The sequence below is a fragment of the Bradyrhizobium shewense genome (genome assembly GCF_900094605.1).
GTDB classification, from domain to species: Bacteria; Pseudomonadota; Alphaproteobacteria; order Rhizobiales; family Xanthobacteraceae; genus Bradyrhizobium; species Bradyrhizobium shewense.
Map to the genome: position 1 here is coordinate 55,610 of NZ_FMAI01000019.1, position 20,144 is coordinate 75,753.

The 20,144-nt window shown below is 65.3% G+C and carries 19 protein-coding genes; 10 read left to right on the forward strand and 9 right to left on the reverse strand.

All coding sequences use genetic code 11. The annotated features are described in order from the left end of the window. Nucleotides 1–42: 42 nt before the first annotated feature. The 4 genes from mdh to GA0061098_RS29885 all read right to left on the reverse strand — a co-directional run bounded on the left by mdh (nucleotide 43) and on the right by GA0061098_RS29885 (nucleotide 4,005). Entirely contained in the window at nucleotides 43–1,011 is a 969-nt protein-coding gene (gene mdh / locus GA0061098_RS29870) for a malate dehydrogenase (protein WP_008145224.1), read from the reverse strand. Nucleotides 1,012–1,260: 249 nt separating this feature from the next. Further along, nucleotides 1,261–2,445: a cell division protein ZapE gene (gene zapE, locus GA0061098_RS29875; protein ID WP_091964949.1), complete on the reverse strand. Its 1,185-nt coding sequence runs from the start codon at nucleotides 2,443–2,445 to the stop codon at nucleotides 1,261–1,263. Nucleotides 2,446–2,655: 210 nt separating this feature from the next. Further along, entirely contained in the window at nucleotides 2,656–3,192 is a 537-nt protein-coding gene (gene thpR, locus GA0061098_RS29880; protein WP_091965126.1) for an RNA 2',3'-cyclic phosphodiesterase, read from the reverse strand. A gap of 174 nt (nucleotides 3,193–3,366) precedes the next feature. Continuing rightward, complete coding sequence (locus GA0061098_RS29885) at nucleotides 3,367–4,005, reverse strand: arylesterase (RefSeq protein WP_165637697.1); 639 nt, start codon at nucleotides 4,003–4,005, stop codon at nucleotides 3,367–3,369. Between the two features lie 55 nt (nucleotides 4,006–4,060). On the opposite strand from GA0061098_RS29885, the gene GA0061098_RS29890 reads away from it, so the two are divergent. The 4 genes from GA0061098_RS29890 to GA0061098_RS29905 all read left to right on the forward strand — a co-directional run bounded on the left by GA0061098_RS29890 (nucleotide 4,061) and on the right by GA0061098_RS29905 (nucleotide 9,278). Next, nucleotides 4,061–4,780, forward strand: coding sequence for an ABC transporter ATP-binding protein (locus GA0061098_RS29890; RefSeq protein ID WP_091964953.1), 720 nt, complete (start codon nucleotides 4,061–4,063; stop codon nucleotides 4,778–4,780). Next, nucleotides 4,777–7,347, forward strand: coding sequence for an ABC transporter permease (locus GA0061098_RS29895; protein WP_091964955.1), 2,571 nt, complete (start codon nucleotides 4,777–4,779; stop codon nucleotides 7,345–7,347). Before GA0061098_RS29890 ends, GA0061098_RS29895 begins: the two co-directional genes overlap by 4 nt. A 281-nt stretch (nucleotides 7,348–7,628) precedes the next feature. Continuing rightward, nucleotides 7,629–8,420, forward strand: coding sequence for a Bax inhibitor-1/YccA family protein (locus GA0061098_RS29900; protein WP_028139228.1), 792 nt, complete (start codon nucleotides 7,629–7,631; stop codon nucleotides 8,418–8,420). A 327-nt stretch (nucleotides 8,421–8,747) separates the two neighbouring features. Continuing rightward, nucleotides 8,748–9,278: a GNAT family N-acetyltransferase gene (locus GA0061098_RS29905; RefSeq protein WP_091964956.1), complete on the forward strand. Its 531-nt coding sequence runs from the start codon at nucleotides 8,748–8,750 to the stop codon at nucleotides 9,276–9,278. 149 nt (nucleotides 9,279–9,427) lie between these two features. Here the strand turns inward: GA0061098_RS29905 and GA0061098_RS29910 are convergent, their stop codons facing one another. The 3 genes from GA0061098_RS29910 to acnA form a co-directional block, all read right to left on the reverse strand. Beyond that, nucleotides 9,428–9,796 carry a DUF2794 domain-containing protein gene (locus tag GA0061098_RS29910; RefSeq protein WP_091964958.1) on the reverse strand — a complete coding sequence of 123 codons (369 nt, stop codon included), beginning with the start codon at nucleotides 9,794–9,796 and terminating at the stop codon, nucleotides 9,428–9,430. 597 nt (nucleotides 9,797–10,393) lie between these two features. After that, nucleotides 10,394–11,170 carry a DUF1223 domain-containing protein gene (locus GA0061098_RS29915; protein ID WP_091964960.1) on the reverse strand — a complete coding sequence of 259 codons (777 nt, stop codon included), beginning with the start codon at nucleotides 11,168–11,170 and terminating at the stop codon, nucleotides 10,394–10,396. 235 nt (nucleotides 11,171–11,405) lie between these two features. Beyond that, on the reverse strand, nucleotides 11,406–14,126 hold the full coding sequence (gene acnA / locus GA0061098_RS29920; RefSeq protein WP_091964962.1) for an aconitate hydratase AcnA: 2,721 nt from the start codon (nucleotides 14,124–14,126) through the stop codon (nucleotides 11,406–11,408). A 239-nt stretch (nucleotides 14,127–14,365) separates the two neighbouring features. On the opposite strand from acnA, the gene ccmA reads away from it, so the two are divergent. The 5 genes from ccmA to GA0061098_RS29945 all read left to right on the forward strand — a co-directional run bounded on the left by ccmA (nucleotide 14,366) and on the right by GA0061098_RS29945 (nucleotide 17,596). After that, entirely contained in the window at nucleotides 14,366–14,968 is a 603-nt protein-coding gene (ccmA, locus tag GA0061098_RS29925; protein WP_091964964.1) for a heme ABC exporter ATP-binding protein CcmA, read from the forward strand. Between the two features lie 301 nt (nucleotides 14,969–15,269). Further along, complete coding sequence (gene ccmB / locus GA0061098_RS29930) at nucleotides 15,270–15,938, forward strand: heme exporter protein CcmB (RefSeq protein WP_028150494.1); 669 nt, start codon at nucleotides 15,270–15,272, stop codon at nucleotides 15,936–15,938. A gap of 91 nt (nucleotides 15,939–16,029) precedes the next feature. After that, on the forward strand, nucleotides 16,030–16,824 hold the full coding sequence (locus GA0061098_RS29935; RefSeq protein WP_091964966.1) for a heme ABC transporter permease: 795 nt from the start codon (nucleotides 16,030–16,032) through the stop codon (nucleotides 16,822–16,824). Continuing rightward, a complete protein-coding gene (gene ccmD, locus GA0061098_RS29940; RefSeq protein ID WP_091964968.1) occupies nucleotides 16,821–17,003 on the forward strand; it encodes a heme exporter protein CcmD in 183 nt (60 codons plus the stop codon). Before GA0061098_RS29935 ends, ccmD begins: the two co-directional genes overlap by 4 nt. Beyond that, nucleotides 17,000–17,596 (forward strand): DsbE family thiol:disulfide interchange protein, encoded by a 597-nt coding sequence (locus GA0061098_RS29945; RefSeq protein WP_091964970.1) that lies wholly within the window; start codon nucleotides 17,000–17,002, stop codon nucleotides 17,594–17,596. The genes ccmD and GA0061098_RS29945 overlap by 4 nt, the downstream gene beginning before the upstream one ends. Nucleotides 17,597–17,751: 155 nt before the next feature. Here GA0061098_RS29945 and GA0061098_RS29950 read toward each other — a convergent pair whose 3' ends face one another. Continuing rightward, nucleotides 17,752–18,354 (reverse strand): septation protein A, encoded by a 603-nt coding sequence (locus tag GA0061098_RS29950; RefSeq protein WP_091964972.1) that lies wholly within the window; start codon nucleotides 18,352–18,354, stop codon nucleotides 17,752–17,754. A 3-nt stretch (nucleotides 18,355–18,357) separates the two neighbouring features. Further along, on the reverse strand, nucleotides 18,358–19,305 hold the full coding sequence (gene ftsY, locus GA0061098_RS29955; protein WP_028139238.1) for a signal recognition particle-docking protein FtsY: 948 nt from the start codon (nucleotides 19,303–19,305) through the stop codon (nucleotides 18,358–18,360). Between the two features lie 60 nt (nucleotides 19,306–19,365). On the opposite strand from ftsY, the gene GA0061098_RS29960 reads away from it, so the two are divergent. Continuing rightward, nucleotides 19,366–20,067, forward strand: a complete 702-nt coding sequence (locus GA0061098_RS29960) for an RluA family pseudouridine synthase (RefSeq protein ID WP_165637691.1) — start codon at nucleotides 19,366–19,368, stop codon at nucleotides 20,065–20,067. Nucleotides 20,068–20,144: the final 77 nt, after the last annotated feature.

A 20,144-nucleotide genomic window follows, 5' to 3' on the forward strand; every position in this document is an offset into this window, starting at 1 on the left:
CGCCGAAGACCGGTTTCGGTCTTCGGCGGGAATTGCTGGCGCTTAGCGGCCGAGAAGATCGGGGGCGATCTTCTTGCAGGCGTCGACCAGGCCCTGCACGGCGCCGACCGACTTGTCGAAGGCTTCGCGGTCCTTGCCGGCGAGCTCGATCTCGACGACGCGCTCGACGCCCTTGGAGCCGATCACGACGGGCACGCCGACATACATGTCCTTCACGCCGTATTCGCCGTTGAGGTACGCAGCCGAGGGCAGCACGCGCTTCTTGTCACGCAGATAGCTCTCGGCCATCGCGATCGCCGAGGCGGCCGGCGCGTAGAAGGCCGAGCCGGTCTTGAGCAGATTGACGATCTCGGCGCCGCCGTTGCGGGTGCGGTCGACGATCTCGTCGAGGCGCGCCTGCGAGGTCCAGCCCATCTTGACGAGGTCGGGCAGCGGGATGCCGGCGACGGTGGAATACTTCACCAGCGGCACCATGGTGTCGCCATGGCCGCCGAGCACGAAGGCGGTGACGTCCTCGACCGAGACGTTGAACTCGTCGGCCAGGAAGTAGCGGAAGCGGGCCGAATCCAGCACGCCGGCCATGCCGACGACCTTCTTGTGCGGCAGGCCCGAAGCCTTCTGCAGCGCCCAGACCATCGCGTCGAGCGGGTTGGTGATGCAGATGACGAAGGCGTCCGGGGCGTACTTCTTGATGCCGGCGCCGACCTGCTCCATGACCTTGAGGTTGATGGAGAGAAGATCGTCGCGGCTCATGCCGGGCTTGCGCGGCACGCCGGCGGTGACGATGCAGACCTTGGCGTTGTCGAGCGCCTCGTAGGAGTTCGCGCCGGTGTAGTGGGCATCAAAACCGTCGACCGGCGAGGACTGCGCGATGTCGAGCGCCTTGCCCTGCGGCACGCCTTCGGCGATGTCGAACATCACCACGTCGCCCAGCTCTTTCAGGCCGATGAGATGAGCCAGCGTTCCGCCGATCTGACCGGAGCCAATCAAAGCAATCTTGTCGCGCGCCATGTGAGCCTGTCCTTTAGACACGTAAGGTGGGGAAAACTGAGAGGGTGGTTATCCCTTTCGCCTCCCCCGTTCAAGTCGCCGGATGCCCAATTGTCGGGCTTGGCGCGATTCCAGCCCGCAGACCTTAAGCCGTCATTCCGGGGCGCCCGCGCCATCGCGCGGGCGAACCCGGAATCTCGAAATGGTAGCGCAAGATTCCGGGTTCGCGCTGGTGCGCGCCCCGGAATGACAGCGCTAGCGAAATAGGACTTAAGTCTCTACCAGCCCCTTGGTGGAGCCGCTTGCGGTGGAATCCTTGCGGCCGTGAGCCAGCGCCAGATAGGATTCCGAGCTCATCTCGATCAGGCGCGAGGCCGTCCGCTTGAACTCCATGGCCTCGGTGCCCTCATGGGCCAGGTAGAGCGAGATCGGGTTGGCGTCAGCCGAGGCCATCAGCTTCACGGCATTGTCATAGAGCGCGTCGATCAGCGTGATGAAGCGCTTGGCAGCGTTGCGCTGGGACTGGTCCATCACTGGAATATGGTCGACCAGGATGGTGTGGTAGTCGTGCGCCAGCCTGAGGTAGTCCGATGCCCCCAGCGGCTTCTCGCAGAGATCGGCAAACGAGAACCGCGCCACGCCATGGGCCGAGCACGGCACGTGCAGGATGCGGCCCTTGATCGAAATGTCGCGCGACTTGCATTTGGCGCTGCCCGACATCCGCGACCAGGCGCGGTCGAGCGCTGCGTCCGCATCAGCGTCCGCCGGCGTCAGCCACATCGGCACGCCCTGAAGTTTTTCCAGCCGGAAATCGGTGCGCGCATCGAGCCGTGCGACGTCCATGTGGTCGGTGATCTGCTTGATGAAGGGCAGGAACAGCGACCGGTTCAAGCCGCCCTTGTAGAGATCGTCGGGTGCGACGTTGGAGGTCGCGACCACGACGGTGCCGAGCTCGAACAATTTGGCGAACAGTCGTCCCAGGATCATCGCATCCGCGATGTCGGTGACGTGGAATTCGTCGAAGCAGAGCAGCCAGCTCTCCTCGAAGATCGCGTTCGCGGTCAGCGCGATGACGTCGCTATCGGCGATCTCGCCGCGCGCGATGCTCTGGCGATAATCGTAGATGCGCTCATGCACGTCCGCCATGAATTCGTGGAAATGCGCGCGCCGCTTGTGCTCGACCGAGGCGTGCTGGAAGAACAGATCCATCAGCATGGTCTTGCCGCGGCCGACCTCGCCATGGATGTAGAGCCCGCGCGGCGCCTCATCCTTGTCACTGCTGAACAGGCGGGCGAGCAGGCCCTGTTTGCGCTGCGGCTTGTAGTCCGCGAGCCGCAGGTCCAGCGCGGCATAGGCTTCGGCGACTTCGGCTTGCGCAGCATCGGCCTCGATCGCGCCGGACGCGATCTGGGCCTGATAGGCTTCGCTGAAGGGGGAACTGGGGGTCGAGAGCATGGCCCTTTACCGCCAGAGACCGGCGGAAATTGCAAGCCGTGAATCGAGGTCAGAGGTATGCGCTTTCGTGTCCCGGACGCGCTGCAGCGCCACCAGCGCGTTCACGCGCGTCTTTGACGCGCTATGCGCTGCTGCGCAGAGCCTGGACCCACTATTTCGTTCATCGCGGAGCACTGGGCCCCGGCTCTGCGGCCGGGGCACGAGCGCGAGCTACGCACACAGCTCGTAGGCGTCCTCGACGACATACGGCCCGCCGCCAGTGGAGGCGCGCGACGAGAACAAGACAAACCGCTCCGCCATGAACGCCTTGCTCGGGAAGTAGCCACGCAGCGAGAGATAGTCGGCGACGTCGCGATCGGAGGCATCGTGCAGCCGGGCGAGCGTGACATGCGGGATGAATTTGCGGCCTTCAGGGTTGAGGCCGATCCGCTGCATCATGCGCTCGAGCTCGGCCTGCAATTCCATCAGCGGCTTGCTCGGCGCGATCGTCGCAACGACCGCTCTCGGCTTGCGACCGCCAAAACTCGTCAGTCCCTGCACCTTCACCTCGAAGGGCTTGCGGTCGACGCGAAACAGCATCGATGCGATCTCGTTGGCGGACAGGCCGTCGATATCGCCGATGAAGCGCAGGGTGACGTGATAATTTTCGGGATCGATCCAGCGGGCGCCGGGAAGGCCACCCCGCAAATTGGAAAGCGTCTGGCTGACTTCGGCCGGGATTTCCAGACCAGTGAACAAACGCGGCATCGTTTCGCACTCCCGATGCTTGGGCATGATCCGTGGGACAGATCATATCCAAATTTTAGAGCCGGTGACGAATCACCGGCACCCTGATTCCTATCGCAGTTGTGTGACTCTGCGAAGCATCGCGCGCCTCACCCCGGTAAAACCCTGGGTATGACGGTTGGCGCTGCCCGCTTTTCAACGTCGTTGCTCAGCGATGGTGCCAAGGAATGCCTCCGCGGTGGGCATGATGTTGCCGACGATGATGTCGACGCCGGCCGCAGTCGGATGAATGCCGTCGGCCTGGTTGAGCTTGGCGTCGGCCGCAACGCCCTCGAGAAAGAACGGATAGAGCGGCACGTCGAATTTCTTCGCCAGATCCGGATAAATCGAATTGAAGCGCGCGGCATAATCGGCGCCGTAGTTCGGCGGGGCCAGCATGCCGCACAGCATCACCGCGATCTTGCGCGCCTTCAGCCGCTGGACGATGTCGGTCAATGCGGCGCGCGTCAAATCGGGATCGACGCCACGCAAGGCGTCGTTGGCGCCGAGCTCGACGATGACGCCGTCGGTTCCGTCGGGGACCGACCAGTCGAGCCGGTCGCGGCCGCCCGAGGAGGTGTCGCCGGACACGCCGGCGTTGGTCATATCGACGGCTATACCTTTGTCCTGCAAGGATTTTTTGAGCTTGGCCGGAAACGAATCCTGGCCCGAGAGGCCAAGGCCCGCACTCAAGGAATCGCCGAGGACCACGAGCTTGATCGGCTTGGCCGCCGGCTGGGCCTGCAACGACGGCGTCGTCGCGATCGTCATCAGCATCAACACGGCTATGTGCATGAACAATCCGTAACGCCTCTCGACCGCGCTATCGGAGTTGCCATATGACCGGACCATGGACACTCGCATCGAACCCTCGTCGCTCACCGCTGCCGCGGACACCATCGCCATCTCCAACGTCAATCTCTCATTGGGCACGGGCGCGGCACGCGTTCACATCCTCAAGGATATCAGCTTGCGGGTCGCCTCGGGCGAGACGGTCGGCCTGATCGGCCCGTCAGGCTCGGGCAAATCCACGCTGCTGATGGTGATGGCGGGGCTGGAGCGTCCTGATAGTGGAGAGGTGGTGGTATCGGGCACGCCTTTCAATGCCCTCGACGAGGACGCGCTGGCCCGCTTCCGTGGCCGCCAGGTCGGCATCGTCTTCCAGTCCTTTCATCTGATCCCGACCATGACGGCGCTGGAGAACGTCGCGGTGCCGCTGGAGCTCGCCGGCAATCCCGATGCCGCAACGCGCGCGGCGCAGGAGCTGCAATCGGTCGGGCTCGGCGACCGCCTGCATCATTATCCGGCGCAATTGTCCGGCGGCGAGCAGCAGCGCGTCGCCCTCGCCCGCGCGCTGGCGCCCGATCCCGCGATCCTGGTCGCGGACGAGCCGACCGGCAATCTGGATGAGGCCACGGGAAAACAGATCGTCGACCTGCTGTTCAGCAAGCATGCCGAGCGTGGCATGACGCTGGTGCTGGTCACGCACGATTCCTCGCTCGCGCATCGCTGCGACCGCGTGATCCGGCTGCGTTCGGGCCGCATCGACACGCAGTCTGCGTCGGCATGAGCGCCTCGGCCGAACGGTTCGCGAAGCCAAACGGCGTCGCGCTGTCGCTGCGTTACGCGCTGCGCGAATTGCGCGGCGGCCTGCGGGGTTTCTACGTCTTCATCGCCTGCATCGCGCTCGGCGTGATGGCGATCGCCGGCGTCGGCTCGGTGTCGGCGAGCCTCTCCGACGGGTTGGCCCGCGAGGGCCGCACGCTGCTCGGCGGCGACGTCTCCTTCGTGCTGTTCCAGCGCGAAGCGAAACCTGAAGAGGTCGCCTTCCTGCGCTCACGCGGCACGGTCTCGACCGCGGCGACCTTGCGCGGCATGGCGCGCGCGGCCGACGGCCAGCTCGCACTGGTCGAAATGAAGGCGGTCGACGACACCTATCCGATGCTGGGACAGCTGACGCTGGCGCCACAGCTGCCGATGTCCGACCTGCTCGCAGAGCGCGATGGCGCCTTCGGCGCTGCCGCCGATCCGACGCTGCTGGCGCGGCTCTCGCTCAAGACCGGCGACCGCGTCACCATTGGCGCTGCGACCTTCCAGATCCGCTCAACCGTCGAAGCCGAACCCGACAAGCTCGCTGGCGGCATCGGCTTCGGCCCGCGCTTCCTGATCAGCGAGGCCGGCCTGCGCGCCACCGGCCTGATCCAGCCCGGCAGCCTGGTGCGCTGGGTCTACCGGGTGAAGTTGCCCGATACGGCGAACAACGAGCGCGCCACCGAAGCCTTCATCGCCGACGCGCGGAGCGCCGCGCCGCAGGCCGGCTGGGAGATCCGCAGCCGCTCCAACGCCTCGCCGCAGCTCGAACGCAACATCAACCGCTTCACCCAGTTCCTGACGCTGGTGGGCCTTGCCGCGCTGCTGGTCGGCGGTGTCGGCGTCGCCAATGCCGTGAAGAGCCATATCGACCGCCGGCTCGAAGTGATCGCGGCCCTCAAAGCCGTCGGCGCCACCGGGCGCGACGTGTTCGGCATCTATCTCGCGCAAGTTCTCCTGCTCGCGGGCATCGGCTCGATCATCGGCCTTGCGCTCGGCGCCGCCATGCCGTTCGCGATCGTCGGCCTGTTCGGCAAGCTGCTGCCGCTGCCGGTGGTGCCGGCCGTGCATGCCGACGAGCTGGCGCTGTCCTTCGTTTATGGCCTCCTGACCGCGCTCGCCTTCGGCCTGTGGCCGCTCGGGCGCGTCCACGACGTGCCGGTGGCCGCGCTGTTCCGCGACACCATCAGCTCGGAATGGCATCGGCCGCGCGCGAGCTATCTCGTGTTCATGGCCGTCGTGATCGCGCTGCTGATCGCGGTCGTGATCGGATTGTCGTTCGACAAGCGCATCGCGGCGGTGTTCGTGGCCTCCTCGGTCGTCGTGTTCGCCCTGCTACGCGGCATCGCCGCCCTGCTGATGGCCATCGCGCGGCGGCTGCCGCGGACGCGGCTGCCGATGCTGCGGCTGGCGATCGCCAACATCCACCGGCCGGGCGCGCTGACGCCCTCGGTGGTGCTGTCGCTGGGGCTCGGCCTCGCCGTGCTCGTCACCATCACCCAGATCGACGGCAATCTGCGCCGGCAGTTCCTCGCAGCACTGCCGGACCGCGCGCCGTCCTTCTTCTTCATCGACATCCCGAGCACGCAGGCCGAGCAGTTCGACGGCTATCTGCGCCGGATCGCGCCGGGCGCGACGGTCGAGGACGTACCGATGCTGCGCGGCCGCATCGTCGCCGCGCGCGGCGTGCGCGCCGAGGAGCTCAAGCCGACCACCGACTCCGAATGGGTGCTGCAGAGCGACCGCGGCCTGACCTATACCGGCGAGCTGCCGAAAGGCTCCAAGGTGGTCGAGGGCGAATGGTGGAGCGCCGATTATTCCGGCCCGCCGCTGGTCTCGATGGAGAAGAAGATCGCCGACGGGCTCGGCCTCAAGCTCGGCGACGAGGTCGTGGTCAATGTGCTCGGCCGCGACATCCCGGCTAGAATCGGCAATCTGCGCACCATCGACTGGCAGGGGATGGGCATCAACTTCGTTCTGGTGTTCTCTCCGAACGCCTTCAAGGGCGCCCCTCACACCCACATCGCGACGCTGACGGAAACCGGCGGAACTGCGGCAGGCGACGGCAAGATCATCAAGCAGGTCGCCGACGCCTATCCGATGGTGACGAGCGTGCGCGTGCGCGAGGTGATGGAGACGGTCGGCTCTGTCGTGACCAATCTGGCGCTGGCGATCCGCGGTGCCAGCGCCGTGACCCTGATCTCGGCGATCCTGGTGCTCGGCGGCGCGCTCGCCGCCGGCCATCGCCACCGGGTCTACGATGCGGTGATCCTGAAGACGCTGGGCGCGACGCGGCTGCGGCTGCTCGGCGCCTATGCGCTCGAATACCTCCTGATCGGGCTCGCGACCGCGGTGTTCGGCGTGATCTCCGGCAGCATCGCGGCCTGGATGATCGTGACGCGGCTGATGACGCTGAGCTTCGTCTGGCAGGCCGGCAGCGCGGCCGGCGTGGTCGCGGCCGCGCTCGTCGTCACCGTCGGGCTCGGGCTCGCGGGCACGCTGCTGGCGTTGAACAAAAAGCCCGCCACGGTGTTGCGGAATTTGTGACAAAATGTAGCGGAGGGCCGCACGAGAGCGAAATCGCACGATTTCTGCGATTAACCACGACTGCTCGTCAGGTTCGCGTCAGGATTGCCGCCAAGGGCGACATTCAGCCGCGCGTGGAAGGTTGCAGCGAATGTGTTAGTTTCCCACATATCGAATGGGTTCGGAGCCCCGATTGTTAGCCAAAATTTAGTCGGTTGGCGTCGGTATCCGAGATAGAGTTTGACGAACCGGCGGCATGGCGACCCTCGTGCCGGACCGGACCAACCAACGGGAATTCGACCATGTCGGACCTAGACCGTAACTACGCTTCTCCTTTCGGCAGGGCCGCCGGGCGTGTTGACGCCGCGACGGTCGATGCCGGCCTGCGCGCCTATATGCTGCGCATCTACAACTACATGAGCATCGGCCTCGCCATCACCGGCCTTGCCGCGCTCGGTGTCTACATGGCTGCCGTGACTGATGTCCCGACCGCGGACGCCGTCCGCGTCGGCAAGCTGTTCCTGACGCCGTTCGGGTACGCGATGTTCGTCAGCCCGCTGAAATGGCTGTTCATGCTCGCGCCGCTTGCCATGGTGTTCGTGATCTCGGCGGGCATCAACCGTCTGGCTCCCTCGACCGCCCAGATCCTGTTCTGGGTGTTCGCGGCGCTGATGGGTATCTCGCTGTCGTCGATCTTCCTGGTGTTCACGCACACCTCGATCGTGCGGGTGTTCTTCATCACCGCGGCCACCTTCGGTGCGCTGAGCCTCTACGGCTACACCACCAAGCGTGACCTGACCGGCATGGGCTCGTTCCTGTTCATGGGCCTGATCGGCATCATCATCGCGAGCCTGGTGAATCTATTCCTGGCGAGCTCGATGCTGCAGTTCATCGTGTCGGTGGTCGGCGTGCTGGTGTTCGCGGGCCTCACCGCCTGGGATACCCAGCGGCTGAAGAACGACTACATCTACGGCTACGCCTCGGCTGGCGGTGACATCGCAGAGCGTGCGGCCATCACCGGCGCGCTGTCGCTGTACCTGAACTTCATCAACCTGTTCACGCTGCTGCTGCAGCTCCTCGGTCAGCGCGACTAAGCGCAACGACGAGAGAACGGATAGGAACCCCGGCCGAAAGGCCGGGGTTTTTATTTGGGCGCGAGGTGGCGCCCGTAGCCCGGATGGAGCGCAGCGCAATCCGGGACAGTCCTTTCCGCGGATTCGGCGGCCCCGGATTAGCTCCGCTCCATCCGGGCTACAAGACCACGAGTGCCGCCTCTCCCTCCTCGTCATTGCGGGCGCAGCGAAGCAATCCAGAGTCCCTCCGCGGATGCATTTCTGGATTGCTTCGCTGCGCCCGCCATGACGGGTGTGGCAACACCGTTGCCCCTTTCAGCGGAAGCGGGAAGGCTCTAATCTTCCGCCATGTCCGCACCTGAAATCAGGCCTGCAACCGAGGCCGACCTTCCCGCCATCACCGCCATCTACCAGCAGGCCGTCCGCGAGGGCACCGCGACGTTCGAGCTGGAACCGCCTGACCTCGTGGAGATGACGCGCCGTTATCGCGCGCTGGTCGACGGCGGCTATCCCTATTTCGTCGCCATCCTCGACGGCCGCGTCGCCGGCTATGCCTATGCCGGCGCCTACCGCCCGCGCCCGGCCTACCGCTTCACGGTCGAGAACTCGATCTATCTCGATCCCTCCTTCCACCGCCGCGGTGTCGGATCAAAGCTGCTGGAGCGGCTGGTCACCGAATGTGAGGCGCGCGGCTTCCGCCAGATGATCGCGGTGATCGGCGATTCCGCCAATGCCGGCTCGATCGGCGTGCACACCAGGGGCGGCTTCAAGATGATCGGCACACATCCCAATGTCGGGCTGAAATTCGGCCGCTGGCTTGATACGGTGATGATGCAGCGCGACCTCGGCGAGGGCGCGAAGACGGTGCCGGGGAAGTAAGCTCGGTCTTGTGGCCCGGATGGGGCTCGCCACATCACTGCTGCCGTAGGGTGGGCAAAGCGAAGCGTGCCCACGATTCGTGGCGATTGAGAAACGGTGTGGGCACGGCGCTTTGCGCCTTTGCCCACCCTACGGCACCGGTCGTGCGGCTACACCACCGCCAGCTTCCGATCGATCACCAGCAGCACGCGCTCCAGCTCGTGGCCGCGGCGCAGGATCAGGCCCGTCGCCGAGATCACGCTGTACATGCCCTGCTTGCGCGCGAGCCGCGGATCCTTCTCGATGCGATAGATCGGTACTTCCGAGGCACGGCGATAGACCGAGAACACGGCGCGATCCCTCAGGAAGTCGATGGCATAGTCGCGCCATTCGCCGTCGGCGACCATGCGGCCGTAGAGATTGAGAATACGGTGCAGCTCGAGCCGGTTGAACGTCACCCGGCTCAGTTGCGTCGTCGCCGCGGCGGGGCGCGCCGCCGCGCGCTGCTCGCTCGGATCGGCATCCTCCGACAGACTCATGGAGCGCTTCCTCATCGCACGGCATGACCCGAATCCGCGAAGACCGTCCCCGGAACCTGGATCATGACAGCTGCATGATTGCGCCAACCGGCCACCGCCGCAAGGGGCTCCTGATTCAACCGGTCGAATCGGTTACGATTCGGGGCACACGCTATGGTGGAACTCCCTCGCGGCAAACCGTCACGGGATCGTTAGCAGGAATCATACTCTCGCCGCTTTTCCGCCTAGCGACTGCCGCCCTGCATTGCGAAAAGACTCACGTGCGTTGACCCGGTCCTTTCGGTTCCGGATTCCTCAGCCCCCAGCCCCCCGGGGTCGAACAGGATCGGGTCTGTACGCGCAACAAGGAGGGCCAACGCAAGTTGGTCCTTTTTTGTTTGTGTCGGGATGTTTCTGCTTCGGCGAAATTCTTCTCTCATCAGCGCCAACAGTCTCTCCCCTCATCCTGAAGGAGCCGCGCGTCCTTCGCGCGGCGTCTCGAAGGATCGAGGCCGAGCTGCGTGAGCGGGGCGATGCGAAGCATCGTCCGGTAGACGCGCGCAAGGGCGCGCTCCTCACCATGAGCGTGGCAGTGAGTACGACGCGAGAGAATTGAAATCAGTGCAGCGACGTGTAGGCCGCGCCCAGCATCGAGCCGGGCTTGTCGCGGCTGCCGTCCTGGACATAGACCACCGCGCCGTCGACGCCGTCGCGCGTGAGGTTCTCGATCGGCACCGTCCAGCTTTCCGAACGCCCGGTCCAGTCGCCGACCTTGAGCAGGCTGCGCACCACGTTGTGATAGGTGACCTGTTGTCCGCGATTCTCGCCGCGGGTGATTGCGATCGGGACCGACTTGGCGATCGAACAGATCCAGACCTCGCCATGCGAGACGGCCGGCTCGTTGCTCGCCGCCACCGACACGTTGATCTGCTTGCCCGCGAGCGACATCGTCACCGGCACGCTCATCACGCCGGTGCCCTTGTCGGTCTTGCCGATCGCGCTCTCGATGCCGGCACGATCGCTGCCGATGACATGGGTGGAGCCGTTGACCACAACCTGCGGCGTGTAGACTTCGCGGTCGCCGCGCATGCGCGAATAAGCACGCTGCCGTGCAGAGAAGCGCGAATCCGCCAGCGTATCCTTCCAGCCAAGATAGTCCCAATAATCGATCGGCATGCTCAGCGCGATGATCGACGGGTCTTTGGAGAGATCGCCGATGATCTGGTCGGCGGGCGGGCAGGAGGAGCAGCCCTGCGAGGTAAACAATTCGACAACGGCGCGGGGATCAGCCTCGGCAGGACGGATGACGGCGACGATCGCACAGATGCCGAGAGCTCCCGACCAGAGGGCACCGGACCAACGTGAAACCAGATGAGAAGCCGTCATTGTTGTCATGTCGAACGCCGCACACCATTGCTCGTGGAAAGGGAAATCTTATCGCCGGATGGTCACCGTAGTCTTACGGGGCGCGACACACCCGACCGCCCAGGCCAACCATCCGAAGGGAGGTTTTCCGCCGGGCGGGCCCATCTGGAGCATGCCGCAAACGCACGAAGGCGGCCTTGTGATAGGCCGCCTTCGTTTAACCTTCTACTCACGTCGCGGTGAGCCACCGTTCACAAATTCGCGCTTAGGCCGCGAGCTTGCGCAGCACGTAGTGCAGGATACCGCCGTTCCGGTAGTAGTCGAGCTCGTCCAGCGTATCGATGCGGCAGAGCAGCGAAACGCGCTGCAACGAACCGTCGCCCGAGACGATCTCCGCGGTCAGCTTCTGGCGCGGCTTGAGCTCGCCGACGAGGCCACGCAGCGTGACCTTCTCGTCGCCCTTGAGGCCGAGCGACGACCAGGAGGTGCCCTCCTCGAAGGTCAGCGGCAGCACGCCCATGCCGACCAGGTTGGAGCGATGGATGCGCTCGAAGCTCTGGCAGATCACGGCGCGCACGCCGAGCAGGCGGGTGCCCTTGGCGGCCCAGTCGCGCGAGGAGCCGTTGCCGTATTCGGCACCGGCGAACACCACCAGCGGCACCTGCTCCTGCTGATACTTCATCGCGGCGTCGTAGATCGACATCTGCTCGCCGTCGGGCCAGTGTTTTGTCAAACCGCCCTCAGGGATATTTCCATCCGCACCCTTGAGCATAAAATTCTTGATGCGGATGTTGGCGAAGGTGCCGCGCATCATCACTTCATGGTTGCCGCGACGCGTGCCGTATTGGTTGAAGTCGGCGGGACGCACCTGGTGCTCGCTGAGATACTTGCCGGCGGGCGAGGTGAGCTTGATCGAACCGGCCGGCGAGATGTGGTCGGTGGTGATCTTGTCGCCGAACATGGCGAGGATGCGCGCCTCGACGATGTCGGTGACCGGCTCCGGCTCCTTCTTCATGCCGTCGAAATAGGGCGGGTTCTGCACATAGGTCGACGACATGTTCCAGCGATAGGTCTCGCTCTCGACCGTCTTGATCTTGCGCCAGTTGGTGTCGCCCTTGAACACGTCGGCATACTTCTTCTTGAAGATCGACGCGGTCACGAACTTCTTCATGAAGGCGTTGATCTCCTTGGTCGTCGGCCAGATGTCCTTGAGGTACACCGGCTTGCCGTCCTTGCCCTCGCCGAGCGGCTCCACCGCGAGGTTCTTGGTGACGCTGCCCGCGAGCGCGTGGGCTACGACCAGCGGCGGCGAGGCCAGGTAGTTCGCCTGCACGTCCGGCGAGACGCGGCCTTCGAAGTTGCGGTTGCCAGAAAGCACGGCGGCGGCGACGATGCCGTTGTCGTTGATCGACTTCGAGATCTCCTCGGGCAGCGGACCTGAATTGCCGATGCAGGTGGTGCAGCCGAAGCCGACCAGATTGAAGCCGACCTTGTCGAGATCCTTCTGCAGACCGGAATCGGCGAGATAGCCGGCGACGACCTGGCTGCCCGGGGCGAGCGAGGTCTTCACCCACGGTTTGGCCTTGAGGCCCTTCGCAGCGGCGTTGCGCGCCAGGAGGCCGGCGCCGATCAGCACGCTCGGGTTCGAGGTGTTGGTGCAGGAGGTGATGGCGGCGATCACGACGTCGCCGTGGCCGATCTCGAAGTCCTTGCCTTCGACGGCGAAGCGCTTGCTGGGCTCCTCGGCCTTCTTGTACTCGGTGCCGAGCGCAAGCGAGAAGCCTTCGGCGACCGACGGCAGCGCGATGCGGCCTTCGGGACGCTTCGGACCGGCCATCGACGGCACGACGTCGGCGAGATCGAGCGTCAGCGTCTCCGTGAACACCGGATCGGCCGACTTGGCGGTGCGGAACAGCCCCTGCGCCTTGGCATAGGCCTGCACCAGCGCGACGCGCGGCGCCGCACGGCCGGAGGTCTTGAGATAGTCGATCGCGGCGGCGTCAACCGGGAAGAAGCCGCAGGTCGCGCCGTATTCGGGCGCCATGTTGGCGATCGTCGCCTTGTCGGCAACCGAGAGATTGTCGAGGCCCGGGCCGAAGAACTCGACGAACTTGCCGACAACGCCGAGCTTGCGCAGCATCTGCGTCACGGTGAGCACGAGGTCGGTCGCGGTGACGCCTTCCTTCATCGCGCCCTTCAGCTTGAAGCCGACGACGTTGGGCAGCAGCATCGACAGCGGCTGGCCGAGCATGCAGGCTTCCGCCTCGATGCCGCCGACGCCCCAGCCGAGCACGGCCAGACCGTTGACCATGGTGGTGTGGGAGTCGGTACCGACCAGCGAATCGGGATAGGCGACCTCGAAGGTGCCGGTCTTCTTGCCGACCGTCATCTTCTCCTTCTTGGTCCAGACCGTCTGGGAGAGATATTCGAGATTGACCTGGTGGCAGATGCCGGTGCCGGGCGGCACGACGGAGAAGTTCGAGAACGCCTTCTGACCCCACTTCAGGAACTCGTAGCGCTCCTGGTTCTGCTTGTATTCCTCGGCGACGTTCTTGCCGAAAGCCTTGTTGTCACCGAAGAAGTTCACGATCACGGAATGGTCGATGACGAGATCGACCGGCACCAGCGGATTGATCTTCTCGGCATCGCCGCCGAGCTTCTGCATCGCGTTGCGCATCGCGGCGAGGTCGACCACCGCGGGCACGCCGGTGAAGTCCTGCATCAGCACGCGCGCCGGGCGGAAGGCGATCTCATGCTCCAGCGACTTCTTGCGCAGCCATTTCGAGACCGCGACGATGTCCTCTTTCTTGACCGAGCGGCCGTCCTCGTTGCGCAGGAGGTTCTCGAGCAGGACCTTCATCGAATAGGGAAGTTTCGAAATTCCCTTCAGACCATTCTTCTCGGCCGTGGGCAGGCTGTAATAGACATAGGTCTTGGCGCCGACCTTGAGGGTCTTTTTGCATTTGAAGCTGTCGAGCGAGGTCATGTAGGAATCCCAATTGTTAGTTATACCCGGCAGGGTATTTTAACACCGTTAGCGTATCAGGCTGGGCCGCTTGCAGGGGCAGGTTGAGTTGCTGCATCAAGTAGTTCCGGGCTTATAGAAGCTTTCTAACCGCGCCGCCACAGCCACAATCGTACCGCAGCATTCGCGAGCCAAAAATTCCCATGCGCTACCCCAAGTTTTCCTGAGGCCCGGCTTTGAGCGGGGTGGCACGAAGCAAGATGCAGCTGTCCGGACGCGGGATCGTTTGCGTGCGCGGCGGCCGCGAGGTGTTTGCCGGGCTCGATTTCGAGGCCGTCGCCGGCGAAGCGGTGGCGGTCGTCGGCCGCAACGGGTCGGGCAAGACCTCGCTGCTGCGGCTGATCGCGGGCCTGCTCGTTCCGGCAGGCGGCACGATCGCGCTGGAGGGCGGCGACGCCGAGCTGACGCTGCCCGAGCAGTGCCACTATCTCGGCCATCGCGATGCCCTGAAGCCGGCGCTCAGCGTGGCGGAAAACCTGACTTTCTGGGCCGATTTCCTTGGCGGCGAGCGTTTTGACTTCGCCGAGAGCCTTGCCACGGTGGGGCTCGAGCATGCCACCCACCTCCCCGCCGGCTTCCTGTCGGCCGGCCAGCGCCGCCGGCTATCGCTGGCGCGCCTTTTGACCGTGCGCCGCCCGGTCTGGCTGCTCGATGAGCCCACCAATGCGCTGGACGTGACGGGACAGGACATGTTCGGCGGCCTGATGCGCGAGCACCTGTCGCGCGGCGGCCTGATCGTCGCGGCGACCCATGCGCCGCTGGGGATCGATTCGCGGGAGCTGCGGATCGGGGGTGTGGCGTGAGGCGACACGACCCTCAGCTTTCCGAGCGGCGGGGCCCCGCTCTCTCCGTTCCCTCCCCCCATGTGGGGTCTGAGGCGAGCGAAGCTCGCTCTCGAGGTCAGGGAGGGGGGTGCCACACGGCAAGACGTCTCGGTTCTAGCCTTCAAAAGGCGGGCGCTCTGTTGCTGGCGATGCGTTTCCAACGAGCATCTCTCCCGGGGCTACCCCTCTCCCCCGCCCTCCCCCACAAGGGGGGAGGGAGCGCACTGCGCCTGCGGCTCGATGCCATCAAACCAAGCGACTCCGCCGCCGGAGCGATCCCATGACCGCCCTCTCCGCCCTCATCCGCCGGGACATCAGGATCGCGCTCCGCGTCGGCGGCGGGGCGCTGATTGGCGTGCTGTTCTTCCTGACCGTAGTCGTCCTGATGCCGTTCGCGGTGGGGCCGGACCTGGCGCTGCTGTCGCGGCTGGGGCCGGCCATCCTCTGGCTCGGCGCGCTGCTGGCGAGCCTGCTCACCCTCGACCGGCTGTTCATGGCCGACCACGAGGACGGCTCGCTCGACCTGATCACGATGAGCCGGACGCCGCTGGAACTCGCCTGCGCCGCCAAGGCGCTGGCGCATTGGCTGGCCGCCGGCCTGCCGCTGATTGTCGCAACCCCCGTGCTCGGCCTCTTGCTCAACCTCGACATGGTCGCGACCGGCGCGGTGGCGCTGACGCTGCTGGCGGGCACCCCGGCCCTGACCTTCACCGGCATGATCGGTGCGGCGCTGGCGGTGACGCTGCATCGCGGCGGGCTGCTGATGGCGGTGCTGGTGCTGCCGCTGTCGATCCCGGTGCTGATCTTCGGGGTTGCGGCCTCCCAGGCCGTGATCGTCGGTCCGATGACGTTCGGCGCGCCGTTCTCGATCCTGTGCGCGCTGTCCCTGGTCAGCCTCGTGATCGGCCCCTTCGCAGCCGCAGCGAGCCTGCGGCATGGGCTCGACTGAGATGCGCGCGACTGACCTTGACCCCGATCAACTTTCGTCCCTCGCTTTCGTGCTGATTGCCTGAGCGGCCACCGACGATTATCAGGGTACCATGACGCTGATCGACCTCGCCAACCCCACGCGGTTCCTTGCGCTGACAGCGCGGGTCCTGCCGTGGCTTGCGGCCGCGACCGTCCTGCTGCTTGCAATCGGTCTCTATCAAGCCGCGCTTGCGCCCGATGACTATCAGCAGGGCGCGACCGTGAAGATCATGTTCATCCACGTGCCGAACGCCTGGCTGTCGATGTTCGTCTGGGGCGTGATGAGCATCGCCTCGCTGGGCACGCTGGTGTGGCGGCATCCGCTCGCCGACGTCGCCGCCAAGGCCGCAGCGCCGATCGGCGCCGCCTTCACCTTCCTCGCACTGCTGACGGGCTCGCTGTGGGGCCGTCCGATGTGGGGCACCTATTGGGAGTGGGATGCGCGGCTGACCTCGGTGCTGATCCTGTTCCTGATGTATCTCGGCCTGATGGCGCTATGGCGCGCGGTCGACGATCCCTCGCGCGCCGCACGCGCCGCCGCGGTGCTGACCCTGGTCGGCGCGCTCAACCTGCCCATCATCAAGTTCTCGGTCGACTGGTGGAACACGCTGCACCAGCCGGCCTCGGTGATGCGCATGGGCGGCTCGGCCCTCGACAAATCGTTCCTGATTCCGCTGCTGGTGATGGCGGTCGCCTTCACGCTGCTGTTCGTCACGCTGCATCTGGCGGCGATGCGCAACGAAATCCTGCGCCGCCGGATCCGCTCTCTGCAAATGATGCAGGCGAGCCGTGTCGCGTTCTCGAACGAAATGGGCGCCGGGTCGCGCGGACAAAACGCGTCGAAAGAAATTGGGGCCGCAGGATGATGTCGCTCGGTCCTTACGCATCCTTCATCGTGACGTCCTATGCCGCAGCGGCCCTCGTGGTCGCGATCCTGATCGGCTGGATCGTGCTCGACTATCGCAGCCAGACGCAGCGCCTGCGCGTGCTGGAGGAGCGCGGCATCACCCGCCGTTCCGGCCGTAGCGCCATGGACGCGTCATGAACGAGCAATCGACCTCCGCAGCGCCGCAGCGCCGCACTTTCCTGATGGTGCTGCCGCTGATTGCGTTCATCGCACTGGCGCTGCTGTTCTGGTTCCGGCTCGGCAGCGGCGATCCCTCGCGAATTCCCTCCGCGCTGATCGGCCGTCCGGCGCCGCAGACGGCGCTGCCACCGCTCGAGGGATTGCAGATCGACAACGCGCAGGTGCCAGGCCTCGACCCCGCCGCGTTCAAGGGCAAGGTCAGCCTGGTCAATGTCTGGGCGTCCTGGTGCGTGCCGTGCCACGACGAGGCGCCGCTCCTGACCGAGTTCGCCAAGGACAAGCGCTTCCAGCTCGTCGGCATCAATTACAAGGACGCGTCGGACAATGCGCGGCGGTTCCTCGGGCGCTACGGCAACCCGTTCGGCCGTGTCGGCGTGGATGCCAACGGCCGCGCCTCGATCGAATGGGGCGTCTACGGCGTGCCCGAAACCTTCGTCGTCGGGCGCGAGGGCACCATCGTCTACAAGCTGGTCGGCCCGATCACGCCGGACAATCTGCGGACGGTGCTGTTGCCGCAGATGGAGAAGGCGCTGAGCGCAGCGGGAAGCTGACGCCGCGCTCGTGCCGCACGCTCAACTGTCATTGCCCGACTTGATCGGGCGATCCAGTATCCCAGAGACGTCAGTCGTATACGGAAAAGCTGCGGCGTACTGGATGCCCCGGTCAAGCCGGGGCATGACAGCGGTATGTGGAGCGACGCCTCGGCCTAGCCCTTCCTCACGTCCCCCGCGTCCGCCTCGCTGGTCTCCAGCGACGCCGGCTCAACACCGTAGCGCTTGGTCAGCGGCATCTGGGCGATGGCGAAGATCATCGTGATCGGGGTCACGCCGAACACCTTGAAGTTCACCCAGAAGTCGGTGCTCTGGGTGCGCCAGACGATCTCGTTCAGCACCGCCATGCCGGCGAAGAACAGCGCCCATCGCAGGGTGAGGATGCGCCAGCCCTGCGGCGTCAGATTGAACATCTGGTCGAACATCACGGCGATGAAGGAGCGCCCGAACAACAGGCCGCCGCCGAGGATCGCGGCGAACAGGCCGTAGATGATGGTCGGCTTGAGCTTGATGAAGGTCTCGTCGTGCAGCACCAGCGTCAGCGTGCCGAACACCAGCACGATCACGCCCGTGACGATCGCCATGATCGGGATGTGGCGCGTCACCACATAGGATGCGACCATTGCCGCCACGATCGCGACCATGAAGGCGCCGGTCGCCGCGAACAGGTTGAACTTCGCATTCACGAAGAAGAACACGAGCAGCGGCCCGAGCTCGGTCGCCAGCTTGAACAGCGGATGCGGCTGGGTCTTGTCCATTCTTCAGCTTTCGATTCCGGCAATGGCGCGGGCGAAATCGCGCGCGGTGAACGGCGCGAGATCGTCGACGCCTTCGCCGACGCCGATGAAATGCACCGGCAGTTTGAACTTTTCCGCGAGCGCCACCAGAATGCCGCCGCGCGCGGTGCCGTCGAGCTTCGTCATCACGAGGCCGGTGACCCCGGCGGTGCGATGGAAGGCCTCGACCTGCGACAGCGCGTTCTGGCCGACAGTGGCATCGAGCACAAGCAGCACCGCATGCGGCGCAGTGTCATCCACCTTGCGGATCACGCGCACGACCTTTTCGAGCTCGTTCATCAGCTCGGCCTTGTTCTGCAGCCGGCCGGCGGTGTCGATCAGGAGCACGTCGATATTCTGCTCCTTCGCCGCCGTCAGCGCGTTGAAGGCAAGGCTCGCCGAATCCGAGCCCTGCGCGCCCGCGATCACGGGCGTCTTCGTGCGCTCGCCCCACACCTTCAGTTGCTCGATCGCCGCGGCGCGAAACGTGTCGCCGGCAGCCAGCATCACCTTGCGGCCTTCGGAGGCGAATTTCTGCGAGAGTTTTCCGATGGTGGTGGTCTTGCCGGAGCCGTTGACGCCAACCACGAGGATCACGAACGGCTTCCTGGCCGTATCGATCTCGAGCGGCTTTGCCACCGGCGCCAGCACCTTCTCGACCTCGGTGGCGACGACGTCCTTGACCTCGTCCGCCGAGATCGCCTTGTCGTAGCGTCCGGTGCCGACGGCGTCCGCGATCCGCACCGCGACTGAGGTGCCGAGATCGGCGCGCAGCAGCACGTCCTCGATGTCGTCGAGCATGGCGCGGTCGAGCTTGCGCTTGGTGACGAGGTCGGCGACCGCGGTCCCGAGCGAGGACGAGGTGCGCTTCAGCCCGTTGGACAGACGGCGCCACCAGCTCAGCTTGGGGGGATCTGACGTGGTATCGTTCATGGCGGGGGTGTGTTAGCCGTTCCGTCTGCCAAACGAAAGTCTTGACCGAAAGTCTTGCAATTGCTCGATGTTCCCCAATTGACGGCCGATGAAATTCTGGCCCGCGTGCTCCATCGCGACGGGCTGATGCTGATCATCGACAAGCCGGCCGGCCTGCCGGTGCATCGCGGTCCCAAGGGCGGCGCCAATCTGGAGGATTCCTTCCACGCGCTGTGCTTCGGCCTGCCGCGACCGCCGGTGCTGGCCCACCGGCTGGACAAGGACACCTCCGGCTGCCTCGTGCTCGGCCGCCACCGCAAGGCAACGGCCTCGCTCGGCCTCCTCTTCAAGCACGGCAAGATCGGCAAGACCTACTGGACCGTGGTCGAGGGCGGCCCCGCCGAGGACGCGGGCACCATCGATATGCCGCTCGGCCGGCTCAATGCCGAGCGCGGCTGGTGGCAGAAGCCCGATCCTGAGGGACAGAAGGCGATCACCAACTGGAAAGTAATGGGCCGGGGTGACGGTTTTACCTGGCTCGCCATGGAACCGGTGACCGGGCGGACCCATCAATTACGGGTGCATTCGGCCGCGACCGGCTGGCCGATCTTCGGCGATAACATCTACGGCAACGGCCCGCGTTTCGGCGAGCCGAAGCTGCACCTGCATTCGCGCGAGATCGTGGTGCCGATCTCCCGGAACAAGGAGCCCGTCCGCGTCGTGGCGCCGGCCCCGCCCCACATGCACGAAAAGCTCCGCGCCTGCGGCTGGAACGGGGAATAGCCTTTCAGATCCTCATAGTGAGGAGCTTAGCAGTGCCGGGCTACCGGCCCATGGTTTACGAAACGTTCAGTGCTCGC

Coding starts and splice junctions, on each gene's coding strand:
- mdh (WP_008145224.1), bottom strand. CDS start 1,011: ATGGCGCGCGACAAGATTGCTTTGATTGGCTCCGGTCAGATCGGCGGA.
- zapE (WP_091964949.1), bottom strand. CDS start 2,445: ATGCTCTCGACCCCCAGTTCCCCCTTCAGCGAAGCCTATCAGGCCCAG.
- thpR (WP_091965126.1), bottom strand. CDS start 3,192: ATGCCGCGTTTGTTCACTGGTCTGGAAATCCCGGCCGAAGTCAGCCAG.
- GA0061098_RS29885 (WP_165637697.1), bottom strand. CDS start 4,005: ATGCACATAGCCGTGTTGATGCTGATGACGATCGCGACGACGCCGTCG.
- GA0061098_RS29890 (WP_091964953.1), top strand. CDS start 4,061: ATGGACACTCGCATCGAACCCTCGTCGCTCACCGCTGCCGCGGACACC.
- GA0061098_RS29895 (WP_091964955.1), top strand. CDS start 4,777: ATGAGCGCCTCGGCCGAACGGTTCGCGAAGCCAAACGGCGTCGCGCTG.
- GA0061098_RS29900 (WP_028139228.1), top strand. CDS start 7,629: ATGTCGGACCTAGACCGTAACTACGCTTCTCCTTTCGGCAGGGCCGCC.
- GA0061098_RS29905 (WP_091964956.1), top strand. CDS start 8,748: ATGTCCGCACCTGAAATCAGGCCTGCAACCGAGGCCGACCTTCCCGCC.
- GA0061098_RS29910 (WP_091964958.1), bottom strand. CDS start 9,796: ATGAGTCTGTCGGAGGATGCCGATCCGAGCGAGCAGCGCGCGGCGGCG.
- GA0061098_RS29915 (WP_091964960.1), bottom strand. CDS start 11,170: ATGACAACAATGACGGCTTCTCATCTGGTTTCACGTTGGTCCGGTGCC.
- acnA (WP_091964962.1), bottom strand. CDS start 14,126: ATGACCTCGCTCGACAGCTTCAAATGCAAAAAGACCCTCAAGGTCGGC.
- ccmA (WP_091964964.1), top strand. CDS start 14,366: ATGCAGCTGTCCGGACGCGGGATCGTTTGCGTGCGCGGCGGCCGCGAG.
- ccmB (WP_028150494.1), top strand. CDS start 15,270: ATGACCGCCCTCTCCGCCCTCATCCGCCGGGACATCAGGATCGCGCTC.
- GA0061098_RS29935 (WP_091964966.1), top strand. CDS start 16,030: ATGACGCTGATCGACCTCGCCAACCCCACGCGGTTCCTTGCGCTGACA.
- ccmD (WP_091964968.1), top strand. CDS start 16,821: ATGATGTCGCTCGGTCCTTACGCATCCTTCATCGTGACGTCCTATGCC.
- GA0061098_RS29945 (WP_091964970.1), top strand. CDS start 17,000: ATGAACGAGCAATCGACCTCCGCAGCGCCGCAGCGCCGCACTTTCCTG.
- GA0061098_RS29950 (WP_091964972.1), bottom strand. CDS start 18,354: ATGGACAAGACCCAGCCGCATCCGCTGTTCAAGCTGGCGACCGAGCTC.
- ftsY (WP_028139238.1), bottom strand. CDS start 19,305: ATGAACGATACCACGTCAGATCCCCCCAAGCTGAGCTGGTGGCGCCGT.